Genomic DNA, 14549 nt, shown 5'->3' on the forward strand with positions numbered 1-14549 from the left:
GATGGAACTGAAAGTCACCACCCTTGAAGGCAAAGACGCTGGCTCGGTCCAGCTCTCGGACGAGATCTTCGGTCTCGAGCCGCGCAAGGATATCATCCAGCGCTGCGTGCAGTGGCAGCTGAACAAGCGTCAGGCCGGTACCCACAAGGCCAAGGGCCGCGCCGAGATCTGGCGCACCGGCAAGAAGATGTACAAGCAGAAGGGCACCGGCGGCGCCCGTCACGGCTCGGCCCGCGTGCCGCAGTTCCGCGGCGGCGGCCGTGCGTTCGGTCCGGTTGTTCGCTCGCACGCGACCGACCTGCCGAAGAAGGTGCGCGCGCTCGCGCTGAAGCATGCGCTGTCGGCCAAGGCCAAGGACGGCGGGCTGATCGTGATCGACAATGCGCAGCTCGAGGCCGCCAAGACCAAGGCGCTGCTCGGTCACTTCTCCGGCCTCGGCCTGACCAATGCGCTGATCATCGACGGCGCCGAGCTGAACGCCGGTTTCGCGACCGCGGCCCGCAACATTCCGAACATCGACGTGCTGCCGATCCAGGGCATCAACGTCTACGACATTCTCCGCCGCCAGAAGCTGGTGCTGACCAAGGCTGCGGTTGATGCGCTGGAGGCGCGCTTCAAATGAAGAACATCGATCCGCGCCACTACGACGTCATCATCTCTCCCGTTGTGACGGAAAAGGCGACGCTCGCCTCCGAGCACAACAAGGTGATGTTCAAGGTCGCCGGCAAGGCGACCAAGCCGCAGATCAAGGAAGCGGTCGAGAAGCTGTTCGACGTCAAGGTGAAGAGCGTCAACACTCTCGTTCGCAAGGGCAAGACCAAGGTGTTCCGCGGCAATCTCGGCTCGCAGTCGGACACCAAGCGCGCGATTGTGACCCTGGAAGAGGGCCACCGCATCGACGTGACTACCGGACTATAAGGCGCAACGACGATGGCATTGAAAACCTTTAATCCCACGACGCCGGGCCAGCGCCAGCTGGTCATGGTCGATCGTTCGGCGCTCTACAAGGGCAAGCCGGTGAAGACCCTGACCGAGGGCAAGCTCGGCAATGGCGGTCGCAACAACACCGGTCGCATCACCGTGCGTTTCCGCGGCGGCGGCCACAAGAAGGCCTACCGCACCGTCGACTTCCGCCGCGACAAGGTGGACGTGCCGGCGGTCGTGGAGCGGCTCGAGTACGATCCGAACCGCACCGCGTTCATCGCGCTGATCAAGTATCAGGACGGTGAGCTCGCCTACATCCTGGCGCCGCAGCGCCTGGCGGCGGGCGACACCGTCGTCGCCGGCAACTATGTCGACGTCAAGCCGGGCAATGTCATGCCGCTCGGCAACATGCCGGTCGGCACGATCGTGCACAACATCGAGCTGAAGATCGGCAAGGGCGGCCAGCTAGCGCGCTCCGCCGGCACCTACGCCCAGATCGTCGGCCGCGACCAGGACTACGTGATCATCCGCCTGAACTCGGGCGAACAGCGTCTGGTGCACGGCCGTTGCCGCGGCACGATCGGCGCGGTCTCGAACCCGGATCACATGAACATCTCGATCGGCAAGGCCGGTCGTACCCGCTGGCTCGGCTGGCGTCCGCACAACCGCGGCGTCGTCATGAACCCGATCGATCACCCGCACGGCGGTGGTGAAGGTCGTACCTCGGGCGGTCGCCACCCGGTTACTCCGTGGGGCAAGCCGACCAAGGGCAAGAAGACCCGCACCAACAAGTCGACCAACAAATTCATTCTCCTCAGCCGCCACAAGCGGAAGAAGTAAGGAACGCCGGACATGGTTCGTTCAGTCTGGAAAGGCCCGTTCGTCGAGGGTTCTCTGCTCAAGAAGGCAGATGCCGCGCGCTCGTCCGGCCGTCACGACGTCATCAAGATCTGGAGCCGCCGCTCGACCATCCTGCCGCAGTTCGTCGGCCTGACGTTCGGCGTCTATAACGGCCACAAGCACGTGCCGGTGGCAATCAACGAGGAAATGGTGGGTCACAAGTTCGGCGAGTTCTCGCCGACCCGGACCTTCCACGGCCATTCGGGCGACAAGAAAGCCAAGAAGGCTTGAGGATTAACCGATGAGCAAACCAAAGCGCGAACGTAGCCTCGCGGACAATGAGGCCAAGGCCGTCGCCCGCATGCTGCGCGTCAGCCCGCAGAAGCTCAACCTGGTGGCGCAGCTGATCCGCGGCCGCAAGGCGTCCGCTGCGCTCGCCGATCTGCAGTTCTCGCGCAAGCGGATCGCGGTCGACGTCAAGAAGTGCCTGGAATCGGCGATCGCGAACGCCGAGAACAACCATGACCTCGAGGTTGACGATCTGGTCGTCGCCGAGGCGCATGTCGGCAATGGCATCGTGATGAAGCGTTTTGCTCCGCGCGGCCGTGGCCGTTCGGGCCGTGTGTTCAAACCGTTCTCGCACCTGACCATCGTGGTTCGTCAGGTCGAGGCCGAGGCAAGCGCCTAAGAAGGGCGCAGGAGAAGACGATGGGTCAAAAGATCAATCCAATCGGGCTGCGTCTCGGCATCAACCGGACCTGGGACTCCCGTTGGTTCGCCGGCAAGCAGGAATACGGCAAGCTGCTGCACGAGGACGTCAAGATCCGCGAGATCCTGCACAAGGAGCTCAAGCAGGCGGCCGTGGCCCGCATCGTGATCGAGCGTCCGCACAAGAAGTGCCGCGTGACGATCCACTCGGCCCGTCCGGGCGTCGTGATCGGCAAGAAGGGCGCCGACATCGACAAGCTGCGCAAGAAGGTTGCCGACATCACCTCGTCGGACGTCGTGATCAACATCGTCGAAATCCGCAAGCCGGAGCTCGACGCGACCTTGGTTGCTGAATCGATCGCCCAGCAGCTCGAGCGCCGCGTCGCGTTCCGCCGCGCCATGAAGCGCGCCGTGCAGTCGGCGATGCGTCTCGGTGCCGGTGGCATCCGCATCAACTGCTCGGGCCGTCTCGGCGGCGCCGAAATCGCGCGCATGGAGTGGTACCGCGAAGGTCGCGTGCCGCTGCACACGCTGCGCGCCGACGTCGACTACGGCGTTGCCACCGCGTTCACGACCTTCGGCACCTGCGGCGTCAAGGTCTGGATCTTCAAGGGCGAGATCCTCGAGCACGATCCGATGGCCCAGGACAAGAAGATGGCGGAAGGCGACAGCACGCCGCGTTCGCGCCGCGACGCCGCTTGAGGCAAAGCAGGAATTTGAGGGCTTAAAGCCATGATGCAACCTAAGAAAACGAAGTTCCGGAAGGCGCATAAGGGCCGTATCCACGGCGTTGCGACCTCTGGCGCGACGTTGGCGTTCGGCCAGTTCGGCCTGAAGGCGATGGAGCCTGAGCGCGTCACCGCCCGTCAGATCGAAGCCGCCCGCCGCGCGCTGACCCGTCACATGAAGCGCGCCGGCCGCGTCTGGATCCGCGTGTTCCCCGACGTGCCGGTGTCGAAGAAGCCCGCCGAAGTCCGCATGGGCTCCGGCAAGGGTGCCCCGGAATTGTGGGTGGTCCGGATCAAGCCGGGCCGCGTGATGTTCGAGATCGACGGCGTGCCGGTGCAGACCGCGAAGGAAGCGCTGTCGCTCGCCGCCGCCAAGCTGCCGATCAAGACGCGCTTCGTTGCGCGCATTGCGGAGTAATCGCCATGGCCGAGATGAAAGTTGAAGACATTCGCGCGATGAGCGACGACCAGCGGGAAGACGCGATCCTGAACCTGAAGAAGGAGCGCTTCAACCTGCGTTTCCAGCGCGCCACCGGGCAGCTGGAGAACACCTCGCGGATGCGGGAAGCCCGCCGCGATATCGCTCGTATCAAGACCATCGCTGCCCAGCAGCGCGCGAAGAAGAAGTAAGGGGCCAGCTATGCCGAAACGTACTCTGCAGGGCGTGGTCGTCAGCGACAAGCAAGCCAAGACCATCGTGGTGCGCGTCGATCGCCGCTTCACCCACCCGATCTACAAGAAGACGATCCGCCGTTCCAAGAACTACCACGCGCACGACGAGAACAACCAGTTCAAGCCGGGCGACATGGTCTGGATCGAGGAATCGAAGCCGATCTCGAAGCTGAAGCGCTGGACCGTGGTCCGGGGCGAACACAAGAAAACGGCCTGATTACTTCGGCCTGGCCGAAGGAATTCAGGGAAATTTTGAGCGCGCTAAAGCGCAGAAAGAGGACGAGGTGCATCAATGATTCAGATGCAGACCAACCTCGACGTGGCCGATAATTCAGGCGCACGCCGTGTCATGTGCATCAAGGTTCTTGGAGGTTCCAAGCGCCGCTATGCCACCGTGGGCGACGTTATCGTTGTGTCGATCAAGGAAGCCATTCCGCGTGGCAAGGTGAAGAAGGGCGACGTGATGAAGGCCGTCGTGGTCCGGGTCCGCAAGGACATCCGCCGCGCCGACGGTTCGGTCATCCGCTTCGACCGCAACGCCGCCGTGCTGATCAACAATCAGTCCGAGCCGGTCGGCACCCGTATCTTCGGGCCGGTGCCGCGCGAGCTGCGCGCCAAGAACCACATGAAGATCATTTCGCTCGCGCCGGAGGTGCTGTGATGGCTGCCAAGATCCGCAAGGGCGACAAGGTGATGGTGCTCACCGGCCGCGACAAGGGTCGGACCGGCGAGGTGTTCGAGGTGCGTCCGGACGAGAACAAGGCTCTCGTTCGCGGCATCAACATGGTGAAGCGTCACCAGAAGCAGACCCAGACCCAGGAAGGCGGCATCATCTCCAAGGAGATGCCGATCGACCTTTCGAACATTGCGTATGTCGGCAAGGACGGAAAGCCGACCCGCATCGGGTTCAAGATTCAGGCCGATGGCAAGAAGGTTCGTGTTGCCAAGAGCTCGGGAGCAGAGATCGATGGCTGATACAGCTTACACGCCGCGTCTGCGCGCGGAGTATGACAAGAAGATCCGCGGCATGATGACCGAGAAGTTCGGTTATGCCAACGTGATGCAGGTGCCGCGCCTCGACAAGGTCGTGCTCAACATGGGCGTGGGCGACTCCGTCAACGACCGCAAGAAGGCCGAGACCGCCGCTGCCGAGCTGACCCAGATCGCCGGCCAGAAGGCGATCGTGACCTATTCGCGGATCGCGATCGCGACCTTCAAGCTGCGTGAGAACCAGCCGATCGGCTGCAAGGTCACGCTGCGCAAGACCCATATGTACGAGTTCATCGACCGCCTGGTGAACGTGGCGCTGCCCCGCGTCCGCGACTTCCGCGGCCTGAACCCGAAGAGCTTCGACGGCCGCGGCAACTATTCGCTCGGCATCAAGGAGCACATCATTTTCCCCGAGATCGACTTCGACAAGGTCTCGGAAGCGCGTGGCATGGACATCACGGTCTGCACCACCGCCAAGACCGACGACGAGGCCCGTGCCTTGTTGACCGCTTTCAATTTCCCGTTCCGGCAGTGAGTAGCTGAGCCAAAGCACTCAAACGCGGATACCCAGGAGCCAAGCATGGCAAAGAAGAGTTCAGTCGAGAAGAACAACCGGCGCAAGCGGATGGCGAAGAACGCCGGCCCGCGCCGTGAGAAGCTGAAGGCGATCATCGCCGACAAGACCAAGCCGATGGAAGAGCGCTTCGCGGCGACGCTGAAGCTCGCCGAGATGCCGCGCAACTCGTCGCCGACGCGCATCCGCAACCGTTGCGAGCTGACCGGGCGTCCGCGCTCGAACTATCGCAAGAACAAGCTCTCGCGCATCGCGCTGCGTGAACTCGGCTCCAAGGGCCTGGTTCCCGGCCTCGTGAAGTCGAGCTGGTAAGGGAGGGTCGGAACAATGTCTACGCACGATCCGATCAGCGATCTCATCACCCGCATCCGCAACGCGCAGATGCGCTCCAAGTCCAAGGTCTCGAGCCCTGGCTCGAAGATGCGCGCAAACGTGCTCGAGGTGCTGAAGTCCGAGGGGTACATCCGCGGCTACGCCAGCGTCGAGCATGCCTCGGGCCGCAGCGAGCTCGAGATCGAGCTGAAGTATTTCGACGGCGAGCCCGTCATCCGCGAGATCGAGCGGGTGTCGAAGCCGGGCCGCCGCGTTTACGCCTCGGTGAAGAACCTGCCGCGCGTGAACAACGGTCTCGGCATTTCGGTGTTGTCGACGCCGAAGGGAATCATGGCTGACCACCAGGCGCGCGACGCCAACGTGGGCGGCGAAGTTCTCTTCACGGTGTTCTGAGGAAGGATTTTACGATGTCACGTATCGGCAAAAGGCCGGTGGCGATCCCGTCCGGTGTGACGGCGACCGTCGAAGGTCAAACCGTCAAGGTGAAGGGGCCGAAGGGCCAGCTTCAGTTCGTCGTGCATGACGACGTCGAGGTGAAGTTCGAGAACGGCCAGGTCAAGGTCGCTCCGCGGATCAAGACCAACCGCGCGCAGGCGATGTACGGCACCGCGCGCGCGCAGGTCGCCAACCTCGTCGAGGGCGTCACCAAGGGCTTCGAGAAGAAGCTCGAGATCACCGGCGTCGGCTACCGCGCCGCGATGCAGGGCAAGAACCTGCAGCTCGCGCTCGGCTACAGCCACGACGTGGTGTACGCGATCCCGGAAGGCATCACCATCGCGGTGCCGAAGCCGACCGAGATCACGATCACCGGCAACGATCCGCAGCGCGTCGGCCAGGTCGCCGCCGAGATCCGCGCCTACCGTCCGCCGGAGCCCTACAAGGGCAAGGGCGTGAAGTACGCCAACGAATTCATCTTCCGCAAGGAAGGCAAGAAGAAGTAACGGAGCCGGTCATGTCACTCAAGGTTACGAATGCCCGGCGCAAGCAGCGCGTGCGCCTTGCGCTTCGCCGCTCGGCAGGCGGCCGTCCGCGGCTGTCGGTGTTCCGCTCGTCCAAGCACATCTACGCCCAGGTCATCGACGACCAGAAGGGCGAGACGCTCGCCTCCGCCTCGTCGCTGGAGAAGACCATGCGCGACGCCGGCAAGACCGGCGCCGACATCGATGCGGCGAAGGCGGTCGGCAAGCTGCTCGCCGAGCGCGCGGCGCAGAAGGGTGTCAAGGAAGTCGTGTTCGATCGCGGCGCCTACATCTATCACGGGCGCGTCAAGGCGCTCGCGGATGCGGCGCGCGAAGGCGGATTGAGCTTCTAAACTTTACGAACGATGACGAGGAAAGAGGCGCAAGGCCTCCTAGAGATTGGAAAACACCATGGCAGGTGAACGCGAACGCGGCGGACGCGAACGGAGCAGGGAGCGCGAGGAGCGCGACAGCGAGTTCGTCGACAAGCTCGTCCACATCAATCGCGTGGCGAAGGTCGTCAAGGGCGGCAAGCGCTTCGGCTTTGCGGCGCTGGTCGTGATCGGCGACCAGAAGGGCCGGGTCGGTTTCGGCCACGGCAAGGCACGCGAAGTTCCGGAAGCGATCCGCAAGGCGACCGAATCGGCGAAGCGCAACCTGACGCGCGTCGCGCTTCGCGAAGGCCGCACGCTGCATCACGACATCGCCGGCCGTCACGGCGCCGGCCGCGTCTACCTGCGTGCCGCTCCGGCCGGTACCGGCATCATCGCCGGCGGCCCGATGCGCGCGGTGTTCGAGACGCTCGGCATCCAGGACGTGGTGGCGAAGTCGATCGGCTCGTCGAATCCCTACAACATGGTTCGCGCGACGTTCGACGCGCTGAAGCATCAGGATTCGCCACGTTCGGTGGCGGCGCGCCGCAACATCAAGGTCTCCACCCTGCAGTCGCGCCGCGTCGGCGGCGACGCCGAAGTGGTGGCGGAATAACAACGCGCGCTTCTCGAAGCGCTATTCGGAGTTACTGTCATGGCCAAGGCCAGCAAGACCATCAAGGTCGAGCAGATCGGCAGCGCAATCCGCCGCCATCACTCGCAGCGTTCGACGCTGATCGGCCTCAAGCTCAACAAGATCGGCCGGGTTGCCGAGCTGCAGGATACCCCTGAAGTTCGCGGCATGATCAGCAAGGTTCAGCATCTCGTCCGCGTCGTCGGCGAGTAAGCAGAGATAAGGAGAAGGGCGATGAAGCTCAGCGATATCGCCGACAACGCCGGCTCGCGCAAGAAGCGCATGCGTGTCGGCCGTGGCATCGGTTCCGGCAAGGGCAAGACCTCGGGCCGCGGCGGCAAGGGCCAGACCGCGCGTTCGGGCGTCCGCATCAAGGGTTTCGAAGGCGGCCAGATGCCGATGCATCGCCGTCTGCCGAAGCGCGGCTTCAACAATATCTTCCGGCTCGACTTCGCCGAGATCAATCTCGACCGTCTGCAGGAAGCGATCGACAACAAGCTGGTCGATGCGAGCGCGACGGTGAACGTCGAATCGCTGGTGAAGGCCGGCGTGCTGCGCCGCGCCAAGGACGGCCTGCGGCTGCTCGGCCGCGGCGAGATCAAGACCAAGCTGACCATTGAGGTGCACGGCGCTTCCAAGTCGGCCATTGCCGCGGTCGAGAAGGCCGGCGGCTCGGTCAAGATCCTGGCCCCCGCCAAGGAAGAAGGCGAGGCGGCGTAACATCTGCGTCATTGCCCGCGACGCGCGGGCAATCCGCAGATCGAATGATGGACTTATCGAGGCCGAGCACCAGATAATGTCCGGTGTCTGCCGGCGCCCAGGGAATCGATCTCTTTGGGGGCGCCGGCGAAGAGGGCTCCGGGAGAAAGCCGAAACATGGTCTCAGCAGCCGAACAACTTGCCGCCAACCTCAATTTCGGACAGCTGGCGAAAGCCGACGAGCTGAAGAAGCGCATCTGGTTCACCCTGGGTGCGCTGCTTGTTTATCGGCTCGGCACCTACATCCCGCTGCCCGGCATCGATCCCAACATCTGGGAGCAGGTGTTCCGCAGCCAGTCCGGCGGCATCCTCGGCATGTTCAACATGTTCGCCGGCGGCGGCATCCACCGCATGGCGATCTTCGCGCTGAACATCATGCCGTACATCTCGGCATCGATCATCGTGCAGCTTCTGACCACCGTGTCGCCGCAGCTCGAGGCGCTCAAGAAGGAAGGCGAGGCGGGCCGCAAGACGCTGAACCAGTACACCCGCTATCTGACGGTGATCCTGGCGCTGTTCCAGTCCTACGGCATCGCGATCGGCCTCGAAGGCGCCGGCAACGTCGTCAGCGACCCCGGCATGTTCTTCCGGATCTCGACGGCGATCACGCTGACCGGCGGCACCATGTTCCTGATGTGGCTCGGCGAGCAGATCACCTCGCGCGGCATCGGCAACGGTATTTCGTTGATCATCCTGGCCGGCATCGTCGCCGAATTGCCGTCGGCGCTCGCCAACATGCTGGAGCTCGGCCGCCAGGGCGCGATGTCGACCGGCCTGATCCTGATCGTCATCGTGATGGCGGTCGCCGTGATCGCCTTCATCGTGTTCATGGAGCGCGCGCAGCGCCGGCTTTTGATCCAGTATCCGAAGCGCCAGGTCGGCAACAAGATGTTCGAGGGCCAGTCCTCGCATCTGCCGCTCAAGCTCAACACCTCGGGCGTGATTCCGCCGATCTTCGCCTCGTCGCTGCTGTTGCTGCCGACCACGGTCGCGAACTTCAACGCCGGCAAGGGGCCGGAATGGTTCCAGTGGATCACGACCCAGCTCAGCCATGGCCGGCCGCTGTTCCTGTTCATGTATCTCGCACTGATCGTGTTCTTCGCATTCTTCTACACCGCGATCGTGTTCAACCCGACCGAGACTGCGGACAATCTGAAGAAGCATGGCGGCTTCATCCCCGGCATCCGGCCGGGCGAGCGCACCGCCGAGTACATCGACTATGTGCTGTCGCGCATCACGGTGCTCGGCGCGGTCTATCTCGCGATCGTCTGCCTGATTCCTGAAATTCTGATTTCCTACGCATCGGTCCCGTTCTACTTTGGCGGCACCTCGCTGTTGATCGTCGTCAGCGTGACGATGGATACGGTGTCGCAGGTGCAGGGCTATCTGCTCGCTCATCAGTATGAAGGGCTGATCAGGAAGTCGAAGCTCAGGGGAGGCCGCCGCCGCTGATCGCGGTTCGGCTTCGAACTCAAAACACAGGTGTGCGGACGTCGCCCACCTAGCCGGGGGGCGAAACAGACATGAGATTGATCCTTTTGGGGCCGCCGGGCTCGGGCAAGGGAACCCAGGCGCAGCGGCTGGTGCACAAGCACGGCATCGTCCAGCTCTCGACCGGTGAGATGCTGCGCGCTGCGGTTGCCGCGGGTACGCCGATCGGCTTGCAGGCCAAGGAGATCATGGCCAATGGCGGCCTGGTTCCCGACGAGGTCGTGGTGGGAATCATCGCCGACCGAATCGAGGAGCCCGATGCCAAGAAGGGCTTCATTCTCGACGGCTTCCCGCGCACCGTGCCGCAGGCCGCGGCGCTCGACGATCTGCTCCGGAAAAAGCACCTCAAGCTCGACGCGGTGGTTGAGCTCCGCGTCAACGAGAGCGCGCTGCTCGCCCGCGTTGAGAAGCGTGCCGAGGAAACCCGCGCGCGCGGTGAGGAAGTCCGCCTCGACGACACGCCGGAGGTCCTGACCAAGCGCCTGGCGCAGTACCGTTCGCTGACGGAGCCGCTGATTCACTACTATTCGGAGCGGCGGAAGCTCCTGACGGTCGATGGCATGATGACCATCGAGCACGTCACCCGCGAGATCAATCGGATCCTGACCGCGCTCGGCGCGCTGGAACCGAAGGATCACGAGGATCACGCCCCGAAGGTGGCTAAAAAGGTCGCCAAGGCGGCCATGAATGCCAGCAAGAAGCCGGCCAGGAAGGCAGCTAAACCAGCCAAAAAGGCCGCCAAATCGGCCCGGAAGGCTGCCAAGGCGCCCTCCAAGGCCAAAGCGGCCAAGAAAACCGTGAAGAAAGCCGCGAAGCAGGCGGTAAAGAAGGCCGCCGGCGCCGCGAAAGCCCGCAAGGGAGCAAAGACCGCCAAAAAGGCGGCAAAAAAGCTCACGAAAAAGCGAGCTAAACGCTAGGAGCGGTTGACGAAACCGACATGAATCCTTTAATAAGCCCCGCATCCAAGTTGGATAGTTTTATGACGATGCCGGGCCCCGAAGGACATGAGGGGAGGGCGTCGTGTTCGCGTTTGTGGACACAAGCCCGAGAGAGCAAGAACTCGAGAAGCCCGTATCCGTGATGGATCGGCGACAGGAGAGAAGTCCGTGGCCCGTATTGCCGGCGTCAACATTCCTACCAACAAGCGCGTCCTGATCGCGCTTCAGTACATCCATGGCATCGGCCAGAAGCACGCGGCCGACATCGTGGAGAAGGTCAAGATCCCGCTGGACCGTCGCGTCAACCAGTTGACCGACCAGGAGGTCCTGCAGATCCGCGAAGTCATCGACCGCGACTATCTGGTCGAGGGCGATCTTCGTCGTGAGGTCGGCATCAACATCAAGCGGCTGATGGACCTCGGCTGCTATCGCGGCCTGCGTCATCGCCGTGGTCTGCCGGTGCGCGGCCAGCGCACCCACACCAATGCGCGCACGCGCAAGGGGCCGGCCAAGGCGATCGCCGGCAAGAAGAAGTAAGTTTTGCGAATTGCAGGTGGGGAGTAGCGAATCGAAAATTCGCTACTCGCCATTTGCGTTTTGAGGTGTAGCCGCTGGCACTACGGCGGCGTTGAGATCACAGGAAAGGTTTGAAATGGGCAAGGAAGCCACCCGCGTACGCCGCCGCGAACGCAAGAACATCGCCTCCGGCATCGCGCACGTGAATTCGTCGTTCAACAACACGACCATCACCATCACCGACGCGCAGGGCAACACCATCGCTTGGTCGTCGGCCGGCACCATGGGCTTCAAGGGCTCGCGCAAGTCGACCCCCTATGCGGCGCAGGTCGCGGCTGAGGATGTCTCCAAGAAGGCGCAGGAACACGGCATGCGCACGCTGGAGGTTGAAGTGGCCGGTCCGGGTTCGGGCCGTGAGTCGGCGCTCCGCGCGCTGCAGGCTGCGGGCTTCACCGTCACCTCGATCCGCGACGTGACCACCATCCCGCACAATGGCTGCCGTCCGCGCAAGCGTCGGCGCGTTTGATCTGTAAGTCGCGGGCGGCCCCTGGCCGCCCTGCGATGGTTTTTGGAATTGACCGCGCGGACTGATCCGCGATCTCCAACGCCGGGTTCGGCCATTCGATTTGGCCCTGTGACCGGCAAATGGGTGAAACAGTGACGATCCAGAAAAATTGGCAAGAACTCATTCGACCGAACAAGCTGCAGGTGACGCCGGGCTCGGACGCGAGCCGGTTCGCCACCGTGGTCGCCGAACCGCTCGAGCGCGGCTTCGGCCAGACGCTCGGCAACGCGCTGCGCCGCATCCTGTTGTCCTCGCTGCAGGGCGCGGCGGTGCAGTCGGTGCATATCGACGGCGTGCTGCACGAGTTCTCCTCGATCGCCGGTGTCCGTGAAGACGTCACCGACATCGTCCTCAACATCAAGGACATCTCGATCAAGATGCAGGGCGAAGGCCCGAAGCGCATGGTCGTGAAGAAGCAGGGCCCGGGCGCCGTCACCGCCGGCGACATCCAGACCGTCGGCGATGTCACCGTGCTCAACCCCGACCTGCAGCTCTGCACGCTGGACGACGGCGCCGAGATCCGCATGGAGTTCACGGTCACGACCGGCAAGGGCTATGTCGCCGCCGAGCGCAACCGTCCCGAGGATGCTCCGATCGGCCTGATCCCGGTCGACAGCCTGTTCTCGCCGGTCCGCAAGGTGTCCTACAAGGTCGAGAACACCCGTGAGGGCCAGATCCTCGACTACGACAAGCTGACCATGACGATCGAGACCAACGGCGCGATCACGCCGGAGGACGCGGTGGCCTACGCCGCGCGCATCCTGCAGGATCAGCTCAACGTGTTCGTCAACTTCGAAGAGCCGCGCAAGGAAGTCACGCAGGAGATCATCCCCGATCTCGCGTTCAACCCGGCGTTCCTCAAGAAGGTCGACGAGCTCGAGCTGTCGGTGCGTTCGGCAAACTGCCTGAAGAACGACAACATCGTCTACATCGGCGACCTCGTGCAGAAGTCGGAAGCGGAAATGCTCCGCACCCCGAACTTCGGCCGCAAGTCGCTGAACGAGATCAAGGAAGTGCTGGCCCAGATGGGTCTGCACCTCGGCATGGAAGTGCCGGGCTGGCCGCCGGAGAATATCGACGAGCTCGCCAAGCGCTTCGAGGATCACTACTGAGAATTCGTCGTTCCGGGGCGATGCGCGAGCATCGAACCACAGATGCGCAATTGCGCATCGGGGAACCTCGAGATTCCGGGTTCGGCTCTGCGAGCCGCCCCGGAATGACGACCGGGCGAACGCAGGATGCCCACCTGCAAAACTTGTCGCTGAACCACCGCGGCAGAATTGAAGAAGGAAGAATCAATGCGTCACGGCAAGGTTCATCGGAAGCTCAACCGCACCGCCGAGCACCGGCGTGCGATGTTCGCCAACATGGCGGCCGCGCTGATCAAGCACGAGCAGATCGTCACCACGCTGCCGAAGGCCAAGGAGCTGCGGCCGATCGTCGAGAAGCTCGTCACCCTCGGCAAGAAGGGCGGCCTCGCCCTGCGCCGCCAGGCGATTTCGGAGCTGCGCGACGTCGACCAGGTCAAGAAGCTGTTCGATACGCTGGCGACCCGCTACAAGGACCGCCAGGGCGGCTACACCCGCATCATCAAGGCCGGCTTCCGCTACGGCGACAACGCGGCGATGGCCGTGATCGAGTTCGTCGACCGCGACGTCGACGCCAAGGGCCAGGACTCCGGTCCGACCCAGGACAAGGAAGCCGAGGCGGCGTAAGCCCCGCTTAGAGCCAGGTTTTGAAAGCGGCGCCTTCGGCGCCGTTTTTATTTGGCGGCGTCGCTCCATCCCCGTCGTCCTGGCGAAAGCCAGGACCCATTACCCCAAATCTAAATTGTTGCGCGACGCTGGGGCTCAAATCCTTCTCATAATCACCTGCGGTGGTAATGGGTCCTGGCTTTCGCCAGGACGACGAGGTGTGTTCTATTTCCTCACGCATCGGTGAGATGCAATTGCGGTGCATCGTGCCGCGCCCGATATGCCCATCGACATCAATGGAGATGACAGATGAAAATCGACCTTTCCGGAAAGACTGCGCTGGTAACCGGCTCCACGGCGGGCATCGGCAACGCCATCGCCAAGGGTCTGGCCGAAACAGGCGCCGAGGTCGTGGTCAACGGCCGCGGCCAGGGCAAGGTCGATGCCGCGATTGCCGCGATCACCAAAGCAGTGCCCGGCGCAAAGGTCCGCGGCATTGCCGCCGACGTCTCGACCGCGGCGGGCTGCAAGGCGCTGCTCGCGGCGTTGCCTGACGTCGACATCCTCGTCAACAATGCCGGCATCTTCGAGCCGAAGACGTTCTTCGAAATCCCCGACGAGGACTGGAGCCGCTTCTACGAGGTCAACGTGATGTCGGGCGTGCGGCTGTCGCGCGGCTACATGCAGGGCATGCTGAAGCGCAACTGGGGCCGCATCGTCTTCATCTCCTCGGAATCCGGCCTCAACATCCCGACCGAGATGATCCACTACGGCATGACCAAGACCGCGCAGCTTGCGATCGCGCGCGGGCTCGCGGAGCTGACCAAGGGGACTGCCGTCACCGTCAACTCGG

Annotated in this window: 26 protein-coding genes; all 26 read left to right on the top strand. The window is 63.4% G+C overall.

Annotated features, from left to right (window positions below; all coding sequences use genetic code 11):
• The first annotated feature begins 1 nt into the window (after position 1).
• Positions 2-622, top strand: coding sequence for a 50S ribosomal protein L4 (gene rplD / locus PMN64_RS14970; protein WP_028339314.1), 621 nt, complete (start codon positions 2-4; stop codon positions 620-622).
• A complete protein-coding gene (locus PMN64_RS14975; RefSeq protein WP_028339313.1) occupies positions 619-918 on the top strand; it encodes a 50S ribosomal protein L23 in 300 nt (99 codons plus the stop codon). Before rplD ends, PMN64_RS14975 begins: the two co-directional genes overlap by 4 nt.
• Before the next feature lie 12 nt (positions 919-930).
• Entirely contained in the window at positions 931-1764 is an 834-nt protein-coding gene (gene rplB / locus PMN64_RS14980; protein WP_018272138.1) for a 50S ribosomal protein L2, read from the top strand.
• 12 nt (positions 1765-1776) lie between these two features.
• Positions 1777-2055, top strand: a complete 279-nt coding sequence (gene rpsS / locus PMN64_RS14985) for a 30S ribosomal protein S19 (RefSeq protein WP_028335459.1) — start codon at positions 1777-1779, stop codon at positions 2053-2055.
• 10 nt (positions 2056-2065) lie between these two features.
• Entirely contained in the window at positions 2066-2452 is a 387-nt protein-coding gene (rplV, locus tag PMN64_RS14990) for a 50S ribosomal protein L22 (protein WP_016843750.1), read from the top strand.
• Positions 2453-2472: 20 nt separating this feature from the next.
• Positions 2473-3174, top strand: a complete 702-nt coding sequence (gene rpsC / locus PMN64_RS14995) for a 30S ribosomal protein S3 (RefSeq protein WP_016843751.1) — start codon at positions 2473-2475, stop codon at positions 3172-3174.
• Between the two features lie 30 nt (positions 3175-3204).
• Positions 3205-3618 (top strand): 50S ribosomal protein L16, encoded by a 414-nt coding sequence (rplP, locus tag PMN64_RS15000; protein ID WP_016843752.1) that lies wholly within the window; start codon positions 3205-3207, stop codon positions 3616-3618.
• 5 nt (positions 3619-3623) lie between these two features.
• Complete coding sequence (gene rpmC / locus PMN64_RS15005; RefSeq protein WP_016843753.1) at positions 3624-3830, top strand: 50S ribosomal protein L29; 207 nt, start codon at positions 3624-3626, stop codon at positions 3828-3830.
• A gap of 10 nt (positions 3831-3840) precedes the next feature.
• Positions 3841-4089, top strand: a complete 249-nt coding sequence (gene rpsQ, locus PMN64_RS15010; protein WP_016843754.1) for a 30S ribosomal protein S17 — start codon at positions 3841-3843, stop codon at positions 4087-4089.
• Positions 4090-4164: 75 nt separating this feature from the next.
• A complete protein-coding gene (rplN, locus tag PMN64_RS15015) occupies positions 4165-4533 on the top strand; it encodes a 50S ribosomal protein L14 (RefSeq protein ID WP_011473865.1) in 369 nt (122 codons plus the stop codon).
• Positions 4533-4847 carry a 50S ribosomal protein L24 gene (rplX, locus tag PMN64_RS15020; RefSeq protein WP_016843755.1) on the top strand — a complete coding sequence of 105 codons (315 nt, stop codon included), beginning with the start codon at positions 4533-4535 and terminating at the stop codon, positions 4845-4847. The genes rplN and rplX overlap by 1 nt, the downstream gene beginning before the upstream one ends.
• A complete protein-coding gene (rplE, locus tag PMN64_RS15025) occupies positions 4840-5397 on the top strand; it encodes a 50S ribosomal protein L5 (protein WP_016843756.1) in 558 nt (185 codons plus the stop codon). The genes rplX and rplE overlap by 8 nt, the downstream gene beginning before the upstream one ends.
• A gap of 45 nt (positions 5398-5442) precedes the next feature.
• Entirely contained in the window at positions 5443-5748 is a 306-nt protein-coding gene (gene rpsN / locus PMN64_RS15030; protein ID WP_016843757.1) for a 30S ribosomal protein S14, read from the top strand.
• 15 nt (positions 5749-5763) lie between these two features.
• Positions 5764-6162, top strand: a complete 399-nt coding sequence (gene rpsH, locus PMN64_RS15035) for a 30S ribosomal protein S8 (protein WP_018272133.1) — start codon at positions 5764-5766, stop codon at positions 6160-6162.
• Between the two features lie 14 nt (positions 6163-6176).
• Entirely contained in the window at positions 6177-6710 is a 534-nt protein-coding gene (gene rplF, locus PMN64_RS15040) for a 50S ribosomal protein L6 (protein ID WP_028339311.1), read from the top strand.
• An 11-nt stretch (positions 6711-6721) separates the two neighbouring features.
• On the top strand, positions 6722-7081 hold the full coding sequence (gene rplR, locus PMN64_RS15045; protein ID WP_016843760.1) for a 50S ribosomal protein L18: 360 nt from the start codon (positions 6722-6724) through the stop codon (positions 7079-7081).
• A 58-nt stretch (positions 7082-7139) separates the two neighbouring features.
• Entirely contained in the window at positions 7140-7715 is a 576-nt protein-coding gene (gene rpsE / locus PMN64_RS15050) for a 30S ribosomal protein S5 (protein WP_016843761.1), read from the top strand.
• Between the two features lie 39 nt (positions 7716-7754).
• Entirely contained in the window at positions 7755-7946 is a 192-nt protein-coding gene (gene rpmD, locus PMN64_RS15055) for a 50S ribosomal protein L30 (RefSeq protein WP_028335461.1), read from the top strand.
• 21 nt (positions 7947-7967) lie between these two features.
• Positions 7968-8453, top strand: a complete 486-nt coding sequence (gene rplO / locus PMN64_RS15060) for a 50S ribosomal protein L15 (RefSeq protein ID WP_028339310.1) — start codon at positions 7968-7970, stop codon at positions 8451-8453.
• A 156-nt stretch (positions 8454-8609) separates the two neighbouring features.
• Positions 8610-9944: a preprotein translocase subunit SecY gene (gene secY / locus PMN64_RS15065; protein WP_016843764.1), complete on the top strand. Its 1335-nt coding sequence runs from the start codon at positions 8610-8612 to the stop codon at positions 9942-9944.
• A 71-nt stretch (positions 9945-10015) separates the two neighbouring features.
• Positions 10016-10900 (top strand): adenylate kinase, encoded by an 885-nt coding sequence (locus PMN64_RS15070; protein ID WP_411781202.1) that lies wholly within the window; start codon positions 10016-10018, stop codon positions 10898-10900.
• 189 nt (positions 10901-11089) lie between these two features.
• A complete protein-coding gene (gene rpsM / locus PMN64_RS15075; RefSeq protein ID WP_028339308.1) occupies positions 11090-11458 on the top strand; it encodes a 30S ribosomal protein S13 in 369 nt (122 codons plus the stop codon).
• 115 nt (positions 11459-11573) lie between these two features.
• Positions 11574-11963, top strand: a complete 390-nt coding sequence (gene rpsK, locus PMN64_RS15080; protein ID WP_006021048.1) for a 30S ribosomal protein S11 — start codon at positions 11574-11576, stop codon at positions 11961-11963.
• Positions 11964-12082: 119 nt separating this feature from the next.
• Entirely contained in the window at positions 12083-13114 is a 1032-nt protein-coding gene (locus tag PMN64_RS15085) for a DNA-directed RNA polymerase subunit alpha (protein ID WP_035631062.1), read from the top strand.
• A 186-nt stretch (positions 13115-13300) separates the two neighbouring features.
• Positions 13301-13717: a 50S ribosomal protein L17 gene (gene rplQ, locus PMN64_RS15090; RefSeq protein ID WP_028339307.1), complete on the top strand. Its 417-nt coding sequence runs from the start codon at positions 13301-13303 to the stop codon at positions 13715-13717.
• Positions 13718-14005: 288 nt separating this feature from the next.
• Positions 14006-14549 (top strand): SDR family NAD(P)-dependent oxidoreductase (locus PMN64_RS15095; protein WP_411781203.1); only part of this gene is annotated, 544 nt, incomplete at its 3' end.

Origin of the sequence: Bradyrhizobium sp. UFLA01-814 (assembly GCF_046718885.1) — a bacterium.
In the GTDB taxonomy this organism is placed as follows: Bacteria; Pseudomonadota; Alphaproteobacteria; order Rhizobiales; family Xanthobacteraceae; genus Bradyrhizobium; species Bradyrhizobium elkanii.

Coding starts and splice junctions, on each gene's coding strand:
- rpsQ (WP_016843754.1), top strand. CDS start 3,841: ATGCCGAAACGTACTCTGCAGGGCGTGGTCGTCAGCGACAAGCAAGCC.
- rplO (WP_028339310.1), top strand. CDS start 7,968: ATGAAGCTCAGCGATATCGCCGACAACGCCGGCTCGCGCAAGAAGCGC.
- rpsN (WP_016843757.1), top strand. CDS start 5,443: ATGGCAAAGAAGAGTTCAGTCGAGAAGAACAACCGGCGCAAGCGGATG.
- rplD (WP_028339314.1), top strand. CDS start 2: ATGGAACTGAAAGTCACCACCCTTGAAGGCAAAGACGCTGGCTCGGTC.
- rpsE (WP_016843761.1), top strand. CDS start 7,140: ATGGCAGGTGAACGCGAACGCGGCGGACGCGAACGGAGCAGGGAGCGC.
- PMN64_RS15085 (WP_035631062.1), top strand. CDS start 12,083: ATGGGTGAAACAGTGACGATCCAGAAAAATTGGCAAGAACTCATTCGA.
- rpsC (WP_016843751.1), top strand. CDS start 2,473: ATGGGTCAAAAGATCAATCCAATCGGGCTGCGTCTCGGCATCAACCGG.
- rplE (WP_016843756.1), top strand. CDS start 4,840: ATGGCTGATACAGCTTACACGCCGCGTCTGCGCGCGGAGTATGACAAG.
- rpsS (WP_028335459.1), top strand. CDS start 1,777: ATGGTTCGTTCAGTCTGGAAAGGCCCGTTCGTCGAGGGTTCTCTGCTC.
- rplF (WP_028339311.1), top strand. CDS start 6,177: ATGTCACGTATCGGCAAAAGGCCGGTGGCGATCCCGTCCGGTGTGACG.
- rplX (WP_016843755.1), top strand. CDS start 4,533: ATGGCTGCCAAGATCCGCAAGGGCGACAAGGTGATGGTGCTCACCGGC.
- rplP (WP_016843752.1), top strand. CDS start 3,205: ATGATGCAACCTAAGAAAACGAAGTTCCGGAAGGCGCATAAGGGCCGT.
- rplB (WP_018272138.1), top strand. CDS start 931: ATGGCATTGAAAACCTTTAATCCCACGACGCCGGGCCAGCGCCAGCTG.
- rplV (WP_016843750.1), top strand. CDS start 2,066: ATGAGCAAACCAAAGCGCGAACGTAGCCTCGCGGACAATGAGGCCAAG.
- rpsK (WP_006021048.1), top strand. CDS start 11,574: ATGGGCAAGGAAGCCACCCGCGTACGCCGCCGCGAACGCAAGAACATC.
- secY (WP_016843764.1), top strand. CDS start 8,610: ATGGTCTCAGCAGCCGAACAACTTGCCGCCAACCTCAATTTCGGACAG.
- rplR (WP_016843760.1), top strand. CDS start 6,722: ATGTCACTCAAGGTTACGAATGCCCGGCGCAAGCAGCGCGTGCGCCTT.
- PMN64_RS14975 (WP_028339313.1), top strand. CDS start 619: ATGAAGAACATCGATCCGCGCCACTACGACGTCATCATCTCTCCCGTT.
- PMN64_RS15070 (WP_411781202.1), top strand. CDS start 10,016: ATGAGATTGATCCTTTTGGGGCCGCCGGGCTCGGGCAAGGGAACCCAG.
- rpsH (WP_018272133.1), top strand. CDS start 5,764: ATGTCTACGCACGATCCGATCAGCGATCTCATCACCCGCATCCGCAAC.
- rplQ (WP_028339307.1), top strand. CDS start 13,301: ATGCGTCACGGCAAGGTTCATCGGAAGCTCAACCGCACCGCCGAGCAC.
- rpmD (WP_028335461.1), top strand. CDS start 7,755: ATGGCCAAGGCCAGCAAGACCATCAAGGTCGAGCAGATCGGCAGCGCA.
- rplN (WP_011473865.1), top strand. CDS start 4,165: ATGATTCAGATGCAGACCAACCTCGACGTGGCCGATAATTCAGGCGCA.
- rpmC (WP_016843753.1), top strand. CDS start 3,624: ATGGCCGAGATGAAAGTTGAAGACATTCGCGCGATGAGCGACGACCAG.